Raw genomic sequence first — 17,718 nt, forward strand, 5'->3', positions numbered from 1 at the left:
AGTTATTACATATATTTCATCTTCTGGCTTATGATTGTGTAGGAGGTGATTAATTTGAAGTCAAGTAAATTTGAATTTCCAACAAAAAAGGATATGACCTATTGGATTCTTATTATAGTTGTCTTATTGGTTTGTGTAAGTGTGTGGAAAACTGAAGATTCGGCGAGTTTAGCTGGCGATTTATCCTTAGGAGGAACTTTGTTATCTATCTTCTTAGCAATTATTGCTATCATTTTTTCATTTATACAATCTTCAGATGCCAATAGCCATAATAAAGAAATGATTGGAAAAATGGATTCTTTAACAAATAGCTTAAAGTATCTTAATGATTTAAATAATGAAAAAAACCAGGAAATAGAACAAAAAAATTCTGATTTGAATGAACTTAAATCTATGATTACAGAAATTGCTGATGAAGTTAAAAAAGGTGGTCAACAAGCACAAAATGATCAACTAGATAATAATAAGTGGGCTATGCTTGTTAGGAAAATCGAGGAGACGCAAAAGAATGTATCAAGTAGTAACTTAGGTGTTCAAATCACGGTTTCTGGTCCACGAGCGTTATATAACTTTTTGTTAAAACATTTTCAAAAAGATGAATACGTCCCGCTAAAAACATTAAGAACTATGTTAAAAGAAACCTATAACCTAAATAATAATTCTGATGAACTACTAGAGGATTTGGAAACTTTACAAAACGAAAATAAGATAACTATATCTAATAAATCAAAAGATGAAGCTTTTATTCAAATTAAATAGGTATCTGAAAGTCGCCAAATTTGGCGACTTCTTTATTTTACAAAGCAACTAGCATAATGGGGTGATGCCATTGATTGAACCAAAGTTAACAGTGAAGGCTTTTGCTGACTTTTAAGAGCAAAAACTTGTTACATATATTTCATCTTCTCGATTATGATTTGGTAGGGGTGAAGGAATGGTAAATATTTTAGATTACATTAAAGATATGTCTGGAGATAACTATGAAATATATAGTGTGGAATTTGATAAATTATATCCGCAAATTGTATTTCAAAACTTGAGAAACAGATTTACAGGTATGGAGCTATTTAATGGTGAATCAGAGGTTCATCATTGGATGACTCAGTTTAATAATAAAATTTTCGACATATCAGTTAATTATGTACAAACTATGCTTTATTTTTCGAAAGATGCCAAAGGTAATTTAGGAAATCAATATTGGTATTCTTATTATGCTGAGTCACTTACACAAAGAATATTTGGAGCATATGATTTACTAATGCATGTAATTAATGTTAAATATCTGTTTAATATAACACCGGGTCCTGGATTTAATAGCAAGGTAAGGAAGAAACTAAAGAGCAAGAATCCAGAGCTTTACGCTGAACTTAAGAAAATAATGCGTGATGAGGAATACTTCCAACTCGGAGAGTTAAGAAACAACTTTACTCATAATAATAGCCCAACTAACCTAACGTCGGGTGTTGAAAGGAAAGATGGAATAATCACAGTTTCTCAAGGTGTGAGAACAAGTAATGATGATATTTTGAAAAGCATAAAAGAGGGTTTAAGTCATTTAGAAAGAACAAAATTAGCTATTGAGAAAGCACTTTTCGCAACTAATTAATAGTTGCGTTTTTTATTTTACAAGGCAACTAGCATAATGGAGTGATTTACAAAACAAACAAATGACATGGAGGTGGTGGTGTATGAGATATGGCTAGACCGAGAAACCCGAAACGTGATGAAGCGTTTCAAATATGGCTCGATAGCAAAGGGCAAATGTTATTGAAGGATATTGCCGAGCAATTAAAATTATCCGATTCACAAATCCGAAAGTGGAAGAACCAAGATAAATGGGATGACCATTTGAAAGGTAACGTTACTAAATCCAATGGTAACGTTACTAAACGAAGTCGAGGGGCTCCTGCTGGTAATTCAAATGCTAAGGGGCATGGTGCACCAAAGCAAAATCAGAATGCAACAACGCATGGTTTCTTTGCAAAGTTTCTACCCGAAGAAACACTTGAAATCATGGAGGCAATGAATGAACGTTCTCCAGCAGATTTAATATGGGATCAAATTGCCAGATGAAAACTCATTACCTCCAATTGGAGAACCAGGGGATGCATACTTAATTAATGGTGACTTATACGTGTGGTCAGATACCACGAATGACTGGACGAACGTTGGTACCATTAAAGGTCCAAAAGGAGATACAGGTCCTCAAGGACCACAAGGTGAACAAGGCCCTCCTGGACAGGATGCCGATCTCACAGAAGTTAATCAAGAAATAGCAAATATCAAGCAAACGGTCACTGATAATAAAACGGAAGTTACTGAACATTTGGGACAAAATGTACTATCTGAAGAAGGTAGTCATGGCATCCGTTATTTTAATGGTGAACTAGCTGTTAAAGACGTTCAAGATCAATGGACAATCGTTGAAACAGGAGCAGGAGATGAACACACTAAGGATTTAAAGATACACACGCCATATGTAGTCACTACAGGCACACCATCACTTTATGAAGTGAGTTTAGACCCTTCAGTTACAGCGCTTGTTGAAGGGATGTCTTTAGCTATCAAGATGCATGAATCGAATGCTGGATTTTCAAAGCTTAAAGTTAATGGGCTAGACGAAAAATATATAATACTGAATAGTGGAGGTCTTGCACCGAAAGACTCTTTGAAGAAAGATATGGTATATACGCTTAGATATAACGGTTCGTACTTTATTGTTCAAGGCAATGAAATTAAACCTCTAAAGAAAGTACCTATAACACCATGGTCGGGTTGGAATAATTTTAGCACTTACGGATTATATGTAGCGAAAAATGAAAGAGATCAACTAGTATACGTTAGAGGAGCGTTACAAAAAACATCTCAATCTACACAGATATTGGCTCAGTTACCAGAGGGCTATAGACCAGAACTTGGTGAAAGGGTTGCGGTTTCAATTGTAGCACCTGTGTCGGGTACTTATAAAAATATTAGTGGATTCCTTGAAGACCAAGGTATGTTAATGGCATATGTTCTTTCGGAAATAACTAGTATTACAAACAATTCGTATATTTATTTTAACTTTTCATTTATTCATGGAAACTGATAAAGGAGGGTGGTTACCTTGCAAGATACAGAAAACACTTTGAAATTCGTATATGTTATTGATGCTCATGGGTTTATCATCACCTCTAGAGTTGTCGATACAACTGTAAGAGACTTTGAAAATAATGAGATTCCTCATACAATGTTACCTCCTGTTCACAAACATAAATGGAACGGTAGTGAATGGGTGGAAGGCGAATCGGAAGAAGAAAAAGTAGAACGTGAATCGCAGCAATTACTTGAATCATTAAAACCATCTCCAGTAGAACTAGCGGATGCAGAACTTGAAATTAAAATGTTAACAATACTTACAGACTTGGGGGTTGTACAATGACGGAAGAAAAACATCTTGAAGGATTAACAGAATTGAAAAAACGTTTGGTCAAAGCTTATGCTACAAGCGTCATGGGCGAAGTACGTACAGTAGAAGATGTTAAGCCAACAGAGCTGCAACATTACGTTGAACTAGAAATTGCAGAGCGTGAAATTGCAGTGTTAGCAAATTCATAATGGAATTCCTTGTAATAGTAATTAAAGAAAGGGGAATTTGTTAAATTTTTTAAAATAAGATATCCTCTTATAGGGGGAGAATCTAATATGAGTACATTTGATGAATTATTACCGTACGTGACAGTTCGAATTGAGACTATTATCAACAATAAACCAATTTCAACAGGAACTGGTTTCTTTTATTTTTTCTGTGACAATCTTGATGTAGAGGGCGGAGGGACTCACGCTGCGATAGTGACAAATAAACATGTGATAGAGGGTGGTGAAGAGCTAAGATTTTTGTTTAACACTACTGACTCGGAAGAGCGGGATGAAAATGGCGATCGTATATTATCAATACATCCAGTAAGACTACCAATTAATGATGATACGATTATATTACATCCAGAAGAAGATATAGATTTATGTGTGATTCCTGTTACACAGATTTTTCTTCAACTTGCTGAAATTAATAAAAAAGTTCACTTTTATCCAGTGAATAAAAGAATAATAAAAACTGAGCGTGAATTAAAACAACTTAACACTATACAAGAAGTAACAATGATAGGCTATCCTAATGGATTATGGGATTCACACAATAATTTACCATTATCACGAAGAGGAATTAATGCAACTCCTATATATAAAAATTACAATGGAAAACCAGAATTTTTAATTGATATAGCTTGTTTTAGTGGTTCCAGTGGATCGCCAATTTTTATTCATGATTTAAATAGCTATACCGAGAATGGTAAGGTACAATTCGGCTCGAGATTAATATTTATTGGAGTTTTATATGCTGGTCCTATATATGATAGTTTAGGGGAAGTTATTATTCCTACAAGTCTAAACAAAGTCTATACTAAAACAAAGGGAATGTTAAATTTAGGATTAGTAATAAAAGCCAGTAAATTGGACATCTTTAATGATTTAATAGAAGCTAAATTTAGTAATGAAAATTAAATAATCGTTCCATATTGTTCAGTAAGCGCTACTCAATTGAGTGGCGTATTTTTATTGAAAATTTTACTATAGCTAACCATAGAATATTTAAATCCAGTTCGGAAACAATATCGCTAAAAAAGGATGAGAAAATGAAGCGAATTGTTTTTATTGGCGTACTTTTATTATTTACAGTAGGTGCTTTTGTAAAAGTTTCTGCTCTTTCTTCGCCATCAATTCATATACTAAAAGTTGATGACCACCAAGAGTTATCGATTATACAAGCAATTGAATTAGCCTTTCCTTCAGCATTGAAATGGAATAAAGATGCTCAATTATTACAAGCAATAAATATAGATTTGGATAAACCAGGGAAGGCAATCGGAAGTGATGGTAAAAGAAAACATTGGAATATTTCATTTGGAGTACCAGATACGAATAAGTATTTCTTAGTTACCATTCACGATGGAAAAATTGATATGGTCAATGATTTAACAGGAGAAGGTACATCTCCCTTCCCTAAAAAGGAGTTTGTACTAATGAAGGATGTCAAATATGATTCACCGGAGTTGCTAAAAAGAGCATTAAAAATAGGTGGCATCTACCCTGGTAAAGAATGGGCGAAAGGTTATAACTTTATTCTTAGAAAAGACACTGAGAGAAATATTAACTTGTTACAAGTGATAGGTTGGAATAGAGATCAAACAGAAATGAAATCAGCTCCCTTTGATGCTTCAACAGGAAAGTATATACCTTAGATTAACCAGCGCTACTCACACCGAGTAGCGTATTTTTATTGTGAAAGAAGGTGAAGCGATGCTATCAATCACTAACTATGAAGGTACTTTAACAGAGGCTTTGGTATGCAGAGGAAAGCCGGTTGTAAGGAAAAACATCGATGGAGTATTTGAACTGACATTGGATGCAAGTGAACGTGATAACCCACATTCATTTCATTTGCTTGCAGAGGAAAGTATTATCGAGGCTGGCGGTTTCCAGTTTCGGATAAAGCAACTACACCGAAAATCGAGAGGGAATGTAAAGTCAATCCTTGCACAGCATATCTTCTTCGATAATATCTGGCGCAGACAAGAGGGCACCAACGGAGGACATAAAACCTTAAATGAATTCGCTACTTTTGCATTGCGGAATACAAACTGGACCTTCACAAGTGATTTTGACGAAGATGGCTATATCGAGGCTTTCGGGAATGACAATATCGTTAAATTAGTGAATCAAATCTGTGAAGCATTTGAATGTGAATATGAGATCACTTCAAACAGCAACATCCATTTCAGCAAAATGCTTGGCCCAGATAACGACTTCGTCTACCAATATGGCGACAACATTATTGAATTATCTAAATCGGTTAATACAGACAATTTAAGGACACGTATCAGTGCCAAGGGTAAAGATAATTTAGTTGTCCGATACACATCACCACAGGCTGCTAAGTGGGGTATTCGTGATGCTGATGATATGAGCGATGAACGGTTTTCTGATTCAGATAATTTAATGGACAAAGCCCGAAAGTCGCTAAAAGATCAGCCAGAAATATCAATTTAATTGGATTCAATCGAGTTGTTAGATAAACAGCTTGGGGAGCGTATCTGGCTAATTTACGAGCCATGGGATTATGAAATGCAGACTCGTATTTTAGAGGTCACTCAAGTTATCGATGAAGAAACAGATGAATTTAAAACAGTAGCTGTTGTGATAGGTAATGCCCTACCTCAAACTTTATCTGACGAATTGACCGAAACACAGGAAATCTTAAACGAATCAATTAAAGAGTACCGTTCGGCCATAACTCAAACTGACTCGAACATTCGATTAGAAGTGGAACGTATCGATAAAAGCATTGCAGCAATTGATATTAAAGCTGACAACATTAATTTGAGTGTGAACAATCGTATTACTAGTGAGGTGGCCAAACTCAATATCAGAGCTGACAGTATAACGGCAGAGGTTTCCAGGGTAGAACGTAAAGCTGACAGTACTCAAACGCAGGTATCATCTTTATCTATTGAGGTTGGACAAATAACAACTCGAGTATCAAATGTCGATTCCAGACTTGGAACAGCTGAAAGTAGCATTACGCAACAGGCATACCAGATTACTCAAAAGGTAAGTAATACTGATTACAACGGTAATACAATAGCCTCATTGATAAATCAAACGTCAACAACGATTACGATTCAGGCTTCTAAAATTAATTTGGTTGGTGCTGTAAGGGTTCTTTCCGATATTAGTGGTAACTTAGGGACGATCTATGCTGGAAGGATAGAAGGTGCAACAATTGATATTAGTACTGATGCTACAGTAGGGAACAATTTGTATTTAGGTAAAAGTGGTGGTTTTAAGTCACTAGTATTTAATAACTCAAACCGTATCAACAGTTCTGGTTATGGCTTAGAATTAAATGCTCAAGAAATTAATTTGAGTTCTGCAGATATAACAATCGGAACAGGTGGTGGGATAACAGATTTTAATGGGACTGTAGATTTTTCATATGCAACTGTTCGAGGAGTAGCAAGAGCTAATTCGTCGGGTATAGGAATCTCTTATTCAAACGGAAGATTATATGTGCAAGTTGACGGTTCAACAAAAGATTCTGTAGCACTAACATAAAAGGAGAATGATATTATGGATTATCAAGTACAACTAAACAATGGACAAGCTATTAATTTAACAAATGCGGAGTTTGATGCAACTGCTTTTACAGCCACATTAAATGATCAGAAGATTAACTTCGTGAATATCGGTGGAGCAATCATTAACAAACACACTATAAATAGTGTGCTGCCAGTAGCAGCTACACAAACAGAAACGCAAGCGAAGGCTTAGCGTTATTTTTTGTCTAAATTAAGAGGGAATCCTTTCCTTTTGTCGAAATCTAATGTAGATGAAAGGTGATGTTTAATGATAAGTGATGAAACTCTTAGAATATTGATTCCTATTATTACTTTTATAGGAGGTATAATATTTACTTTATTAAATACTAGAAATCAAAGAAAGTTATCAAATAGATGTTACCCAAGCATCACTGAAGCTTATTTCCCTTTTGATTTAAGTAAAATAAATATAGATTCAGGAACTAAAATGTATTACTGTGGAGACTATGCTGATTTATTTAATTCTGATGATGTAGATAAAACATCAAAAATTATATATGTGAAATTAGCAAATTTGGGGCCAGGTCATATGTTAAATTGTAATATCGATGTAAAAATATCGACAACAGACTTTAGTGAAGAATGGGACATGAATTTATGTGTTAATCTTATACGAAAAGATGAATTGATATTAATACCTACTGTAAAAGAAAGCATGCTGGATAAAGAAATTATTTTAAAAAGTATTGTGATTGAGTATTTAACTGCATTTGGTGAGAAAATGAAATACACATATTGGGTAAATAATATTGAGAAAGACAAAACCATAATCAAAGATACTTTACAAATTATTAAATATAAATGGTTCAAGAAAAAGGTATACAGTTTCAAAGGAAAAAGTAGCCTTTTTGTATTTATTAATTTAAAAAAGGATAACTAAAAATATTTGAGACTTTTATTAGGCTATGAGACTAATCGAGATGGGCAAAGGTACACTGTACTGATTCTCGATGCTTCTCATGGCTTTTTATTTTAAATAGGGCAAAGGATTGGTGATTGAATGGATATAGTATCCGCAGTAACAACAGCAAGTCATATAGCAAACTCGCAGGTTGTGTGGTCGATTTTGTGTATTTGCTTAGTAGTGTATGTTTTTTGGAATTCAGCAAAACGAGAACAAAAACTAACGGAAAATTTAGAAGCTTTAACAGCAGCACAAGGTAAGCAAGCAACTGCAATGCAGGGAATTAGTCGTAGTTTAACATCTTTAGAAGGCAGTATGGACCGCATGGAAAAACATACTTATAAAAACAAAGAGAAGGATGATGAATAATGGATTTAACAAACATTTTTATGATTGCGATGATGATGGTAGCAATTGTCTTAGCAGTTTCAGAAATACTAAAAAAGACATTTAATCTTAATACACAATACATGCCAATCACATCGGTAGTGATTGGTATTTTTATTGGTTTGGTTTTATGGCCGTTAGCTGAATATCCAATGTATGTCATGTTAATGGCTGGGTTTATTGCAGGATTAACTGCGTCAGGTACATTTGATTTGTTAAAGGCAGCAAAAAAAGAAGGTGAGCAGTAATGGCTTACACTTTTAAACAAACCTTCTTACTAGCAAGCAAATATTCAATCAAGGCGCCATACACCATGGTGCCTCAATTTATTACAGTGCACAACACAGCCAATGATGCTACTGCAGCAAAGGAAATTGAATACATGATTAATAACAATAATCAGGTGTCTTACCATGTTGCTGTGGATGATAAAGAGGTTATTCAAGCAATTCCTTTTAACCGTAATGCTTGGCATTGTGGTGATGGTGGAGGTAGCACCGACCCTAATGCACAAAAAAAGGGCAATCGTATTTCTATTGGAGTAGAGATTTGCTACAGCAAAAGTGGTGGTGTTCGCTATGGAGTGGCAGAGGAAAACGCAGTTCAATACATTTCTAAGCTATTAAAGCAATTTGGTTGGGGCATTGAGCGAGTTAAGAAGCATCAGGATTGGAACGGTAAATATTGTCCACATCGTATTTTAGCAGAAAATCGATGGGATAGTTTCTTGAAACGAATTGAAGAAGCAATGAAGCCGATGGAAATAGGAAAACCAACAGAAAAGGATGATGACACAATGAAATTCACTAGTACAACCGCAAAAGCTGCAGTACGGGATTACATTCAACAAACAGTCGATAAAAAGGTGATTGATAAATTATGGCTTGAGAAATTCGAAAATGGCACAATGACAAATGGCGATTTTGAAGGACTAAAAATCATCATTGCACAGCGTAGTAATTAAAATGTAATGACCAAGATAGCTTAAATGCCGTCTTGGTCTATATTTATTTTTATTCTTCTTCATTATTTTCAATTATCTGATCCGCCTGTAAAAGATAAGGAATCTGGATCCCTGATATACATTGCAATAAAAACACCATCTTTTTTATATTTAACTGCATGGTATGCAATTCCATCTATTTCTCCATCTCCTTCCTTTTCAATTTTCCACCCATTCTTCCTTATAATAAGTTTATAATCGATTGGTATTTTTCTACCAGAAACACTATCCCATGTTATTATATATGAACTTAATGTACCGACTTTGCTTTTAGATATTATCTCCACATCTTTTGGTACTGGAAAACCATATAAGAATTCTTCTTTTTCATATCTTGAGTCTATAATATTGGTATATATATAAAATGTTCCTACAGCTACTACTAAAGCAAGTGCAATGACTATTGCTATTTTTTTCACTTAAATCCCTCCTCAAATTTTATTATTACAACTATTTTCCTTTTTTAAGAGTCTTATTAAATGTATGTATACATAAATTACAATAAGGCCCAGGTGCTCAATTAATTTTGAGCCTGGGCTTTTTTTGTTTTACTTATTGAGCTTTTTTATCAAAGAATAAATTTAAATCTGTTTTGTCAGTATCTTCAGCTAAAGCTGCGTGTATATATTGGTTTAATTCCTTTATTTTTGCTTTTTCAAAAAATGGCACACTTATGTAATATGGTGTTCCTGATTTCTCTATGTTTAATATCGTTTGAATGCCACTACCAGCAATTCCGACACCAATAATTAGCCAAATTAAACCACCGAAAAAACTTTCGCCTATAGATGAAAGTCCAAGTAAAGCTAGAAATAATCCAATAATTATTGCTTTAAGATTATATTTTGAAGATAACATTGATCCAGAAATATTCTTCAGAGGTATACTTTGTTCATCTTTACCTGCTGGAATAAATCCTAGAATTGTGTTTGATAAATTGGTTTTTACAAATCTGTTATCAACTTCTACGGCTCCTTTCACCCAAAAAAATAATAGACTGGTTGAAAAACTTATTTTCTTCATGTGATAATTTCCCCTTTTATATATTATTTGTGTGGCTAAATATGACTATACCAAATTACCCAAAACATGTCAGTAAAAATTTTTATGAAAAATAGACCAATGTGATTAGTTATTTTATTAACTAAGTAAACCCAGGACTCATTTTATTTTGGTTTAATATTCATTCCACAAATTGATACTTGTCAAAATACAAACATATGTTCTATGGTGTATACAAACGAATGTTCTGTAAGGAGAGGTTAAAATGGCAAAAACAAAAACACCTACAAAGAAAAAGGAACCTAAGCACCCAGATCGTGATGAATTCGACTTAGAGGAAATCGCAAATGCGTTAACTGAAGCTATGGAAGAAAAACAAACCAAAGTCTTTAGTATCTATAAACATGATGAAACTCTAGAAGGTACAGTCACAAAAATGGATGTAAACACAAAACTAATCCATATTAAAGATAAGTACTACAACATTCATAAAGTACATTTCTTAGATATTTTAAGTATTTTTGATACTGAATATTAGTGGAGAGTGATTTGTGATGCTACATGATCGTGGGAATATGAAATGGACATCAATGATGCTACCAGAGCATTTGGTGGAGATTAAGAAGTGGAAAAAGGAACAGTATTTTGATAAAAAGCGTGAGTTGACTGAATGGGAGCTTGAAGAGATTGAGCAAACTATCCAGCGTGCTTTTAAGATGCGAAAACTAATCAAATTAACACTGTGGGACCATAACAAGCTACATGATGAAATAGGAAAAATAACAGGAACAGATTTGTGTAGGAAAGAACTACTTTTAGATGCTGATTTATCAATAAAGCGTATTAATTTTGATCAGATACAAAAAGCATCATTGGTAGATACAGATGATTAAGCCTGATGAACGTAGAAATGTACATGAATTTATCCTATTGGATATGGCAGTAAAGTCTTTACAGAATGACTACGATACACTAGGGAATCTGAAAATGGCTAAGGTCTATATTCAAATAGTTGATGACCTATTAAAAGTTATAAGGCCTGATTATTACAACAAAAAGCGCATGTTAGCGAAACAAAAAATAGAGGTAGTCAAGTGGATTCACATTGACCAATATTTTAGCGATGTTGTGGTGAAAAATCCTGGAGAAGATGTAGTACTTCGATACGCAAAACAAGCTCTAAAAACCCAAGTTGAAAATCTAATTTTTAACTATTTTAAAGGAGATAAGTCATAATACAAAACAAAACTTTCAATAAAGCTTAACCCCGTCTAAGTGAGGACGGGGTTTACACAAAAATAACAACAAATTCTTTTAACATTTAAGTTATATTCAACAATCGCGCCCGATTGTGGAAGAAATACTCTACAAAATAGTTTTTTTATCCTCATTGTCCTATTTTAAAACTGTCTCGGCTGGGGTAAATGCTTCCCATTGATTATATTTCGTTGTTATTGATGAAATAAACCAATACTCTTTAAATGGTTCTAAATTCTTCTCCACGAGTATAATCTTCTCCCCACCACCAAAGTCTCCATATGATGCCCATAAATCGTATTTAACGATGTACTGTATTTTTGATTCGCTGAGCTTTTCTACTTTAGTAAAACGAAAGTTACTAACCGAAGGGTTTGACTGACCTGTTATCCAGTGAGTTTGCTCGAATTTACTCTTGATTGCTTTCGAAGCGCAGGGGACAACATCGCATATTGAACAGCACCACTTCGATTATTTACACCTGATATCCACAATTCAACAGCTTCTTTTGGTTCGGTTACCATCAAACCAGTCATAAAAGACATTAACTGGCTTTCTAAAGGAGTGAGTTGTTTGCCTTCAGTATTCTTTTCCTCAAAGGAAGGAGGAGTATTGTTCGATTTTGCATTTACTGTTCCATAATACAAACCATAAATTAATATACTAAATAGAACCAAATGAAAAGGTTTACTTTTATTCACTTCCATCACCTTAAATTATATTTAGGTTTAGTATATCCAGTTCAATTACAACATTACCCATTCAAGTAAATGGCCCTTTTCATGGAAAAGCACAATTCTTGCTGCAGAATTGCGCCCGATTTCGGTATAAAAAAATTTCACCTATTGTTGATATTGCAATAGTTTTCACTTATCCATGAACGCAACTTATCTGCATAGAAAGGGCGTTCATCTGGTTCAGTGTAATAACCTTTGGTTAGGTATAGGTTATCGTTTTCATACCTTGGATAGACATGGAGATGATAATGCCACACATCTTGATTTCCAGCAGGTTCATTATGTTGTCGAGTAGAAACTCCATCACAACCATATGTATTTTTCATGGCAAACGCTGTCAATTGAGCAGCACGATGAATTTCAGCAGCTACTTCTGCTGGAAGCTCATATATATTCTCGAAGTGTTCGTTAGGAACAACGATAACATGCCCCATGTTATTAGGCCACCACTTGCTTGCGATAAACGCTGTTACATATTTATTCTGATAAATAATGTCTCTTTGTTTAGTTCCCTTATTTGGTTTTTCTTTACCTGATACTACCCGACAAAATGGGCATTCGTACGCTTCTGGTTTATGTGAATATAATTCCATATCTCGTTAGCACTCTCCTTAGTTTTGAAAACTCTGTTCCTTTTACTATCCTTTAAAACTTATAATAATCATCTCAAATATCCATTATTTCTACAATTAGTTATTCAGCAATATAGCTCTTAAACTGAATAAGACACATTTCTTATAAAAGAAGGTACTGCACCCGATTGTGGAAGATCATTTCATCTAAAATCCCAGTAATTGAAGTTGAGGATTGAGAACAATTTTACAACGTCTCTATATACAGGTTTTTATTCAGAACACACAACGTTTTCTACAAAAAGTTTTACTGGGGCTATCTTTATAAACCTTTGCATAAAAAGCTATATAAATGCTTATAGAAAAAGCCAAGAAACGTTAATTTCACAACATTCGCGGCCTTTTAATGTGTTTCCAAATCTTACGTTTGGGAACGTTTATTAAATTTATTTTGTATGCATAATAAATCCTTGTTTTACTATTGATTATGATAGCTGCTGCATTATTATTAAGAGTTTGAACTTAATGTAATAATTTCAGACTCAGCACCTTCAATTATAAGGTTTATTTTAGAAGAAGAAGGTGTTTTAGTTTCTTGTTCAACGGCATCTCCACTAAAATAATTCCCCTTATCATCTAACCTTATGTTACCTATGCCCCAACCTAAAAAATCGGGACTTTCTACAAAGAAATTATTTTCTTGGAGTTCATCTAGTTTTTCTCCCTTATACTGAACCCTTATACTTTGCCTCTCATTTCCCCAAAAATCATATGAAGTAATTAATTCTCCACTCCATTTATCTCCCTCTCCTTTAAAGACGGTACCACTTTTATCATTATTACAAGATGCTAACAATAACGAGAAACTCATAAATAAAGTCCCAATTAATATCTTTTTCAAATCAAAAACCACCTTTACTAATTTACCCAATATATATAAGTTCTACCAATAATAAATAAATCCTTCTACAACTATTCTGCGACGTTAGTTGAATAAAAAAGGCCCCAAAGCGTGTTTGGTAATCTTTCATAAAAGAATGTTATTCAATAATATGGCCCGTTTGTTGAATAAACACCATTTAAATTAAAAAGTCAAGGAAGAGTAGTAATATAGAGGCCATCGTGAAAATTTTAGATAAAGATAATTATCTCCCAGTGAACCAATCTAAATGATTACCACCAGTACCTTGATTTACATGTATTTTTGTCTTGTTTACCGTGAGATAATGGTATATGAGAGGGAATAGGTAATGTTATTTACTCCAATTAAACCAATGTTACTTCATATGGGTAATAATGATGAAATTAATGACAATCCGGAATGGATTTACGATATAAAATGGGATGGTTGGCGCATCCTTTTGCATAAAGAAGGAGATAGGCTTGAAGCTTTTACTCGACATGGTAACAATGTGACAGCTAAGTTTCCTGAACTTCAAATTCAGTCACATAAAGCAATCATTGATTGTGAGGGAGTAGTGTTAAGAAATGGTGTATCTGTGTTTGATGACTTCGCTTTCGGGGTCGACTAACAAACACAAACAAGATCGAACAGGCTACTTTATCGCATTCGGGAACTTTCATTACTTTTGATGTACTGGCAACTGATAAGACTCTTACAAATAAACTGTTAGTGGAACGCAAAGAAATCCTTTCATCAATGATTGAACCATCAAATAGTTTACTTGTCACACCATCAATTGTGGGCAACGGTAGCAGTATCTTTCAATTAACAAAGGATAGAGGTATGGAAGGTATCGTTGGAAAGCGAAGTAATTCCACATACAAAACAAATCACCGTTCACATGAATGGTTAAAATATAAACATTTCAAAATTGCGGATGTTGTGATTTTTGGGTACAAAGAGAATCCTTTTACGATGTTGGTGGGCAAACGATTAAATAACGGTAAGTATAAGCCACTCGCAAATGTAGAATTTGGATTCAAGCCAGAGGAAAAAACTGCATTCAGAGAAATAGCTAAACAAATCGTTACCAAAGTAGAACAAGATATGATGTGGTTGGAACCTAGACTGTGCTGCAAAGTACAGTATTTAGAGAAAATACATCAGGTTCTTTAAGATTGTATCGTTTAAAGGTTTCGATTTCGATAAAGTTCCAGAAGCTATAAACTAAAACCAGGTGCTCGAATGAGTACCTGGTGTTTTTTAGGGTTGTTTTGTAACTGCTCGTGCACGTTTATTTAATTATTCATAAAGTGGTACCCCACGGTACCCCAGATAGTACCCCACTTAAAAGTGTTTATATGAGTTTATATGGATTTAAAATTCATATTAGAAAAATTAATATTTATTTTAAATATCAAGAATAGCATCCCTCTATTTTTCTACGTTCCAATTTCCTTAGAGCAAAAACCCCACCAAATCAACACTTTTACGCTATAATGTAGGACGAGGTGAAGAAAATGTTTGTGAGTGAGAAACAGATTGAAATACGGTATGCAGAGACCGACCAAATGGGTGTGGTGTACCATGCAAACTACATCATTTGGATGGAGATTGGACGCACACAGCTTGTAAGTGATGCGGGCTTTGAGTATGCCGCTTTAGAAAAAGATGGCTATGTATCACCAGTAATGGATTTATCTATTTCGTATAAGGCAGCGATGCATTATGGACAGGTGGCAACTGTGCGCACTTGGGTGGAAAAGCATGACCGTTTACGTACAACCTATGGCTATGAAATTTTACATGAGGATGGCACGGTAGCAGCCACTGCTCAATCCGTACATATTCTAGCGCATAAGGATACATTGCGTCCGGTATCATTAAGTAAAATTGATCCTGCTTGGGATGCCAAATATAAAGAAATTGCTGTTGAGGCAAAATAGGAGAGCAACGAATGGAAATGTTTTTAGCGTTAGGCGCGATTTTAGCGTGTCTAGGTGTTGTTTTAGGTGCTTTTGGTGCACATGCACTGAAGGATAAATTTGCATCACCTCATTATGCTGCCATTTGGGAAACGGCTGTGCAATATCATATGTACCATGCTTTAGGGATTATTGGGCTAGGGATTCTATCTAATGAGTCTCTTTTAGGAAGTACTAGCCTGCTTTCTTGGGCTGGATATCTTATGTTTACAGGGATTATTTTCTTCTCTGGTAGCTTATATGTGCTAGCAGTGACAGGTGTGAAAAAACTTGGTGCGATTACACCTATTGGTGGGATGTTATTTATCGTAGCTTGGGTGCTTGTTGCGGTAGCAGCATTGGCTTAAAAGACGTAATGAAACGGGATAGTTCTTTATGATTCATATCATAGGAGCTTCTCGTTTTTTTACTCTTTCATACGATAAATGAAACAATTTGTCCGATAATGCGTATTACATAGTGTTTGTAGATGATAAAATAAGTTAAATATCAAGTTGAAGGTGGGAATTATATGGGTTTATTAAAAGCTGGGGTTGGCGCATTAACAGGTGTTTTAGAGGATCAATGGCGTGAATATTTTTATTGTGAGGCATTATCCGCAGATATCCTTGTAACAAAAGGAATGAAGCGTAATTCGAAACGTGGATCAAATAAAGGGAATGACAATATTATAAGCAATGGTTCGATTATTGCTATCAATGAAGGGCAGTGTATGATGATTGTAGAGCAGGGGAAAGTTGTAGAATTTTCTTCAGAAGCAGGGGAATATGTCTATGACACATCAACAGAACCTTCGATTATGTATGGCACAGACTTATCACAGGGAATAATGGAAACGTTCAAGCAGATAGGTAAGCGTTTCACATTTGGAGGAGAGCCTGCGAAAGATCAGCGAGTTTATTATTTTAATAAGAAAGAAATTGTTGGAAATAAATATGGAACCCCTGCACCGATTCCCTTCCGTGTGATTGATCGCAATATTGGCTTAGATATTGACATCGCAATTCGCTGTCATGGGGAATATTCGTATAAAATTATTGATCCATTATTATTCTATACAAATGTTTGTGGTAATGTGGAACGTGAATTTACACGAGATACGATTGATAGCCAGTTAAAATCAGAATTAATGACGGCATTACAGCCAGCCTTTGCGCAAATCTCTGCAAGTGGTGTTCGTTATAGTGAAATACCGGCTCATACTGTTGCGTTAGCAGAGGCACTCAATAAAGTGTTATCTGAAAAATGGCTTGCCACACGTGGCTTAGCTGTTGTGTCATTTGGGATTAGTACACTGAAAGCTTCTGAAGAAGATGAAGCTATGATTAAACAACTTCAGCGTAATGCTGTAATGCGAGATCCAGGAATGACGGCTGCTCATTTAACAGGGGCACAGGCAGATGCGATGATTGCGGCTGCTAACAATGATGGGGGAGCTATGGCAGGATTTATGGGCATGAACATGGCTACACAGGCTGGTGGCGTTAATGCTAGTCAACTCTATCAAATGAATGAACAAAATAAGCAAGCCCAAATGGCTCAAGCTGCTATGCAAGAACAGACAGCGAAAGCACCTAGTGCATGGACATGTGCATGCGGTCATGAAAATACAGGGAAGTTCTGTTCAGAATGTGGTGCAGCAAAACCAGCTGATGAGGGTTGGACATGTACGTGTGGAGCGGTCAATAAAGGGAAATTCTGTAGTGAATGTGGGATGAAAAAACCAGCAGGTGCTTTACTTTATGCTTGTGATAAATGTGGTTGGACACCAGAA

28 protein-coding genes are annotated in these 17,718 nt (G+C 34.9%); 23 read left to right on the forward strand and 5 right to left on the reverse strand.

The window, feature by feature from the left end; all coding sequences use genetic code 11:
* The first annotated feature begins 54 nt into the window (after nucleotides 1-54).
* From RT445_RS17435 to RT445_RS17505, 15 genes are all read left to right on the forward strand, one after another.
* Nucleotides 55-759, forward strand: a complete 705-nt coding sequence (locus RT445_RS17435; RefSeq protein WP_274793297.1) for a hypothetical protein — start codon at nucleotides 55-57, stop codon at nucleotides 757-759.
* Nucleotides 760-934: 175 nt separating this feature from the next.
* Nucleotides 935-1,606 carry a Cthe_2314 family HEPN domain-containing protein gene (locus RT445_RS17440; protein WP_274793296.1) on the forward strand — a complete coding sequence of 224 codons (672 nt, stop codon included), beginning with the start codon at nucleotides 935-937 and terminating at the stop codon, nucleotides 1,604-1,606.
* Nucleotides 1,607-1,695: 89 nt separating this feature from the next.
* A complete protein-coding gene (terS, locus tag RT445_RS17445) occupies nucleotides 1,696-2,073 on the forward strand; it encodes a phage terminase small subunit (RefSeq protein ID WP_274793295.1) in 378 nt (125 codons plus the stop codon).
* A complete protein-coding gene (locus RT445_RS17450; RefSeq protein ID WP_274793294.1) occupies nucleotides 2,063-3,088 on the forward strand; it encodes a collagen-like triple helix repeat-containing protein in 1,026 nt (341 codons plus the stop codon). Before terS ends, RT445_RS17450 begins: the two co-directional genes overlap by 11 nt.
* Before the next feature lie 18 nt (nucleotides 3,089-3,106).
* Nucleotides 3,107-3,421, forward strand: coding sequence for a hypothetical protein (locus RT445_RS17455; protein ID WP_274793293.1), 315 nt, complete (start codon nucleotides 3,107-3,109; stop codon nucleotides 3,419-3,421).
* The gene (locus tag RT445_RS17460; RefSeq protein WP_274793292.1) at nucleotides 3,418-3,597 is read left to right on the forward strand and encodes a hypothetical protein; all 180 of its coding nucleotides are present in this window, start codon (nucleotides 3,418-3,420) and stop codon (nucleotides 3,595-3,597) included. Before RT445_RS17455 ends, RT445_RS17460 begins: the two co-directional genes overlap by 4 nt.
* A gap of 87 nt (nucleotides 3,598-3,684) precedes the next feature.
* Nucleotides 3,685-4,539, forward strand: a complete 855-nt coding sequence (locus tag RT445_RS17465; protein WP_274793291.1) for a S1 family peptidase — start codon at nucleotides 3,685-3,687, stop codon at nucleotides 4,537-4,539.
* A gap of 131 nt (nucleotides 4,540-4,670) precedes the next feature.
* Nucleotides 4,671-5,276: a hypothetical protein gene (locus RT445_RS17470; protein ID WP_274793290.1), complete on the forward strand. Its 606-nt coding sequence runs from the start codon at nucleotides 4,671-4,673 to the stop codon at nucleotides 5,274-5,276.
* 58 nt (nucleotides 5,277-5,334) lie between these two features.
* Nucleotides 5,335-6,084, forward strand: coding sequence for a phage tail protein (locus RT445_RS17475; protein WP_312506415.1), 750 nt, complete (start codon nucleotides 5,335-5,337; stop codon nucleotides 6,082-6,084).
* A 15-nt stretch (nucleotides 6,085-6,099) separates the two neighbouring features.
* On the forward strand, nucleotides 6,100-7,149 hold the full coding sequence (locus RT445_RS17480; protein ID WP_274793287.1) for a hypothetical protein: 1,050 nt from the start codon (nucleotides 6,100-6,102) through the stop codon (nucleotides 7,147-7,149).
* Nucleotides 7,150-7,164: 15 nt separating this feature from the next.
* Nucleotides 7,165-7,365 (forward strand): hypothetical protein, encoded by a 201-nt coding sequence (locus RT445_RS17485; RefSeq protein WP_274793286.1) that lies wholly within the window; start codon nucleotides 7,165-7,167, stop codon nucleotides 7,363-7,365.
* Between the two features lie 75 nt (nucleotides 7,366-7,440).
* Nucleotides 7,441-8,073: a hypothetical protein gene (locus tag RT445_RS17490; RefSeq protein ID WP_274793285.1), complete on the forward strand. Its 633-nt coding sequence runs from the start codon at nucleotides 7,441-7,443 to the stop codon at nucleotides 8,071-8,073.
* Nucleotides 8,074-8,193: 120 nt separating this feature from the next.
* Nucleotides 8,194-8,466: a BhlA/UviB family holin-like peptide gene (locus RT445_RS17495; protein ID WP_274793284.1), complete on the forward strand. Its 273-nt coding sequence runs from the start codon at nucleotides 8,194-8,196 to the stop codon at nucleotides 8,464-8,466.
* Nucleotides 8,466-8,732: a holin gene (locus tag RT445_RS17500; protein ID WP_274793283.1), complete on the forward strand. Its 267-nt coding sequence runs from the start codon at nucleotides 8,466-8,468 to the stop codon at nucleotides 8,730-8,732. Before RT445_RS17495 ends, RT445_RS17500 begins: the two co-directional genes overlap by 1 nt.
* Nucleotides 8,732-9,448, forward strand: a complete 717-nt coding sequence (locus RT445_RS17505) for a peptidoglycan recognition protein family protein (RefSeq protein ID WP_313471097.1) — start codon at nucleotides 8,732-8,734, stop codon at nucleotides 9,446-9,448. Before RT445_RS17500 ends, RT445_RS17505 begins: the two co-directional genes overlap by 1 nt.
* 68 nt (nucleotides 9,449-9,516) lie before the next feature.
* Here the strand turns inward: RT445_RS17505 and RT445_RS17510 are convergent, their stop codons facing one another.
* Nucleotides 9,517-9,906: a hypothetical protein gene (locus tag RT445_RS17510; protein ID WP_274793281.1), complete on the reverse strand. Its 390-nt coding sequence runs from the start codon at nucleotides 9,904-9,906 to the stop codon at nucleotides 9,517-9,519.
* Nucleotides 9,907-10,039: 133 nt separating this feature from the next.
* Entirely contained in the window at nucleotides 10,040-10,510 is a 471-nt protein-coding gene (locus RT445_RS17515; protein ID WP_274793280.1) for a hypothetical protein, read from the reverse strand.
* 244 nt (nucleotides 10,511-10,754) lie between these two features.
* Here RT445_RS17515 and RT445_RS17520 point away from each other — a divergent pair, with 244 nt between their 5' ends.
* The 3 genes from RT445_RS17520 to RT445_RS17530 are packed head-to-tail and all read left to right on the forward strand — an operon-like array spanning nucleotide 10,755 to nucleotide 11,725.
* On the forward strand, nucleotides 10,755-11,027 hold the full coding sequence (locus tag RT445_RS17520; protein ID WP_274793279.1) for a YolD-like family protein: 273 nt from the start codon (nucleotides 10,755-10,757) through the stop codon (nucleotides 11,025-11,027).
* 16 nt (nucleotides 11,028-11,043) lie between these two features.
* Complete coding sequence (locus RT445_RS17525) at nucleotides 11,044-11,382, forward strand: YolD-like family protein (protein WP_274797336.1); 339 nt, start codon at nucleotides 11,044-11,046, stop codon at nucleotides 11,380-11,382.
* The gene (locus RT445_RS17530; protein WP_274793278.1) at nucleotides 11,375-11,725 is read left to right on the forward strand and encodes a YhjD family protein; all 351 of its coding nucleotides are present in this window, start codon (nucleotides 11,375-11,377) and stop codon (nucleotides 11,723-11,725) included. The genes RT445_RS17525 and RT445_RS17530 overlap by 8 nt, the downstream gene beginning before the upstream one ends.
* A gap of 407 nt (nucleotides 11,726-12,132) precedes the next feature.
* Here RT445_RS17530 and RT445_RS17535 read toward each other — a convergent pair whose 3' ends face one another.
* The 3 genes from RT445_RS17535 to RT445_RS17545 form a co-directional block, all read right to left on the reverse strand.
* Complete coding sequence (locus tag RT445_RS17535; protein ID WP_274793277.1) at nucleotides 12,133-12,447, reverse strand: hypothetical protein; 315 nt, start codon at nucleotides 12,445-12,447, stop codon at nucleotides 12,133-12,135.
* Between the two features lie 137 nt (nucleotides 12,448-12,584).
* Nucleotides 12,585-13,076: an HIT family protein gene (locus RT445_RS17540; protein ID WP_274793276.1), complete on the reverse strand. Its 492-nt coding sequence runs from the start codon at nucleotides 13,074-13,076 to the stop codon at nucleotides 12,585-12,587.
* Nucleotides 13,077-13,563: 487 nt separating this feature from the next.
* Nucleotides 13,564-13,956, reverse strand: coding sequence for a hypothetical protein (locus tag RT445_RS17545; protein ID WP_274793275.1), 393 nt, complete (start codon nucleotides 13,954-13,956; stop codon nucleotides 13,564-13,566).
* Between the two features lie 349 nt (nucleotides 13,957-14,305).
* On the opposite strand from RT445_RS17545, the gene RT445_RS17550 reads away from it, so the two are divergent.
* The 5 genes from RT445_RS17550 to RT445_RS17570 all read left to right on the forward strand — a co-directional run.
* Nucleotides 14,306-14,587 carry an ATP-dependent DNA ligase gene (locus RT445_RS17550; RefSeq protein ID WP_274793274.1) on the forward strand — a complete coding sequence of 94 codons (282 nt, stop codon included), beginning with the start codon at nucleotides 14,306-14,308 and terminating at the stop codon, nucleotides 14,585-14,587.
* 65 nt (nucleotides 14,588-14,652) lie between these two features.
* On the forward strand, nucleotides 14,653-15,135 hold the full coding sequence (locus tag RT445_RS17555; RefSeq protein WP_274797335.1) for an ATP-dependent DNA ligase: 483 nt from the start codon (nucleotides 14,653-14,655) through the stop codon (nucleotides 15,133-15,135).
* A 344-nt stretch (nucleotides 15,136-15,479) separates the two neighbouring features.
* Nucleotides 15,480-15,905 (forward strand): acyl-CoA thioesterase, encoded by a 426-nt coding sequence (locus RT445_RS17560; RefSeq protein WP_004225136.1) that lies wholly within the window; start codon nucleotides 15,480-15,482, stop codon nucleotides 15,903-15,905.
* Between the two features lie 11 nt (nucleotides 15,906-15,916).
* Nucleotides 15,917-16,291 carry a DUF423 domain-containing protein gene (locus tag RT445_RS17565; protein WP_274793273.1) on the forward strand — a complete coding sequence of 125 codons (375 nt, stop codon included), beginning with the start codon at nucleotides 15,917-15,919 and terminating at the stop codon, nucleotides 16,289-16,291.
* Nucleotides 16,292-16,455: 164 nt separating this feature from the next.
* Nucleotides 16,456-17,718: SPFH domain-containing protein (locus tag RT445_RS17570; protein WP_313471100.1), on the forward strand; the 1,263-nt coding region annotated here is incomplete at its 3' end.

The sequence above is a fragment of the Lysinibacillus sp. genome (assembly GCF_032093475.1).
In the GTDB taxonomy this organism is placed as follows: Bacteria; Bacillota; Bacilli; order Bacillales_A; family Planococcaceae; genus Lysinibacillus; species Lysinibacillus irui.

Coding starts and splice junctions, on each gene's coding strand:
- RT445_RS17465 (WP_274793291.1), top strand. CDS start 3,685: ATGAGTACATTTGATGAATTATTACCGTACGTGACAGTTCGAATTGAG.
- RT445_RS17490 (WP_274793285.1), top strand. CDS start 7,441: ATGATAAGTGATGAAACTCTTAGAATATTGATTCCTATTATTACTTTT.
- RT445_RS17500 (WP_274793283.1), top strand. CDS start 8,466: ATGGATTTAACAAACATTTTTATGATTGCGATGATGATGGTAGCAATT.
- RT445_RS17460 (WP_274793292.1), top strand. CDS start 3,418: ATGACGGAAGAAAAACATCTTGAAGGATTAACAGAATTGAAAAAACGT.
- RT445_RS17525 (WP_274797336.1), top strand. CDS start 11,044: ATGCTACATGATCGTGGGAATATGAAATGGACATCAATGATGCTACCA.
- RT445_RS17515 (WP_274793280.1), bottom strand. CDS start 10,510: ATGAAGAAAATAAGTTTTTCAACCAGTCTATTATTTTTTTGGGTGAAA.
- RT445_RS17565 (WP_274793273.1), top strand. CDS start 15,917: ATGGAAATGTTTTTAGCGTTAGGCGCGATTTTAGCGTGTCTAGGTGTT.
- RT445_RS17495 (WP_274793284.1), top strand. CDS start 8,194: ATGGATATAGTATCCGCAGTAACAACAGCAAGTCATATAGCAAACTCG.
- RT445_RS17530 (WP_274793278.1), top strand. CDS start 11,375: ATGATTAAGCCTGATGAACGTAGAAATGTACATGAATTTATCCTATTG.
- RT445_RS17440 (WP_274793296.1), top strand. CDS start 935: ATGGTAAATATTTTAGATTACATTAAAGATATGTCTGGAGATAACTAT.
- RT445_RS17540 (WP_274793276.1), bottom strand. CDS start 13,076: ATGGAATTATATTCACATAAACCAGAAGCGTACGAATGCCCATTTTGT.
- terS (WP_274793295.1), top strand. CDS start 1,696: ATGGCTAGACCGAGAAACCCGAAACGTGATGAAGCGTTTCAAATATGG.
- RT445_RS17485 (WP_274793286.1), top strand. CDS start 7,165: ATGGATTATCAAGTACAACTAAACAATGGACAAGCTATTAATTTAACA.
- RT445_RS17505 (WP_313471097.1), top strand. CDS start 8,732: ATGGCTTACACTTTTAAACAAACCTTCTTACTAGCAAGCAAATATTCA.
- RT445_RS17475 (WP_312506415.1), top strand. CDS start 5,335: ATGCTATCAATCACTAACTATGAAGGTACTTTAACAGAGGCTTTGGTA.
- RT445_RS17550 (WP_274793274.1), top strand. CDS start 14,306: ATGTTATTTACTCCAATTAAACCAATGTTACTTCATATGGGTAATAAT.
- RT445_RS17520 (WP_274793279.1), top strand. CDS start 10,755: ATGGCAAAAACAAAAACACCTACAAAGAAAAAGGAACCTAAGCACCCA.
- RT445_RS17470 (WP_274793290.1), top strand. CDS start 4,671: ATGAAGCGAATTGTTTTTATTGGCGTACTTTTATTATTTACAGTAGGT.
- RT445_RS17560 (WP_004225136.1), top strand. CDS start 15,480: ATGTTTGTGAGTGAGAAACAGATTGAAATACGGTATGCAGAGACCGAC.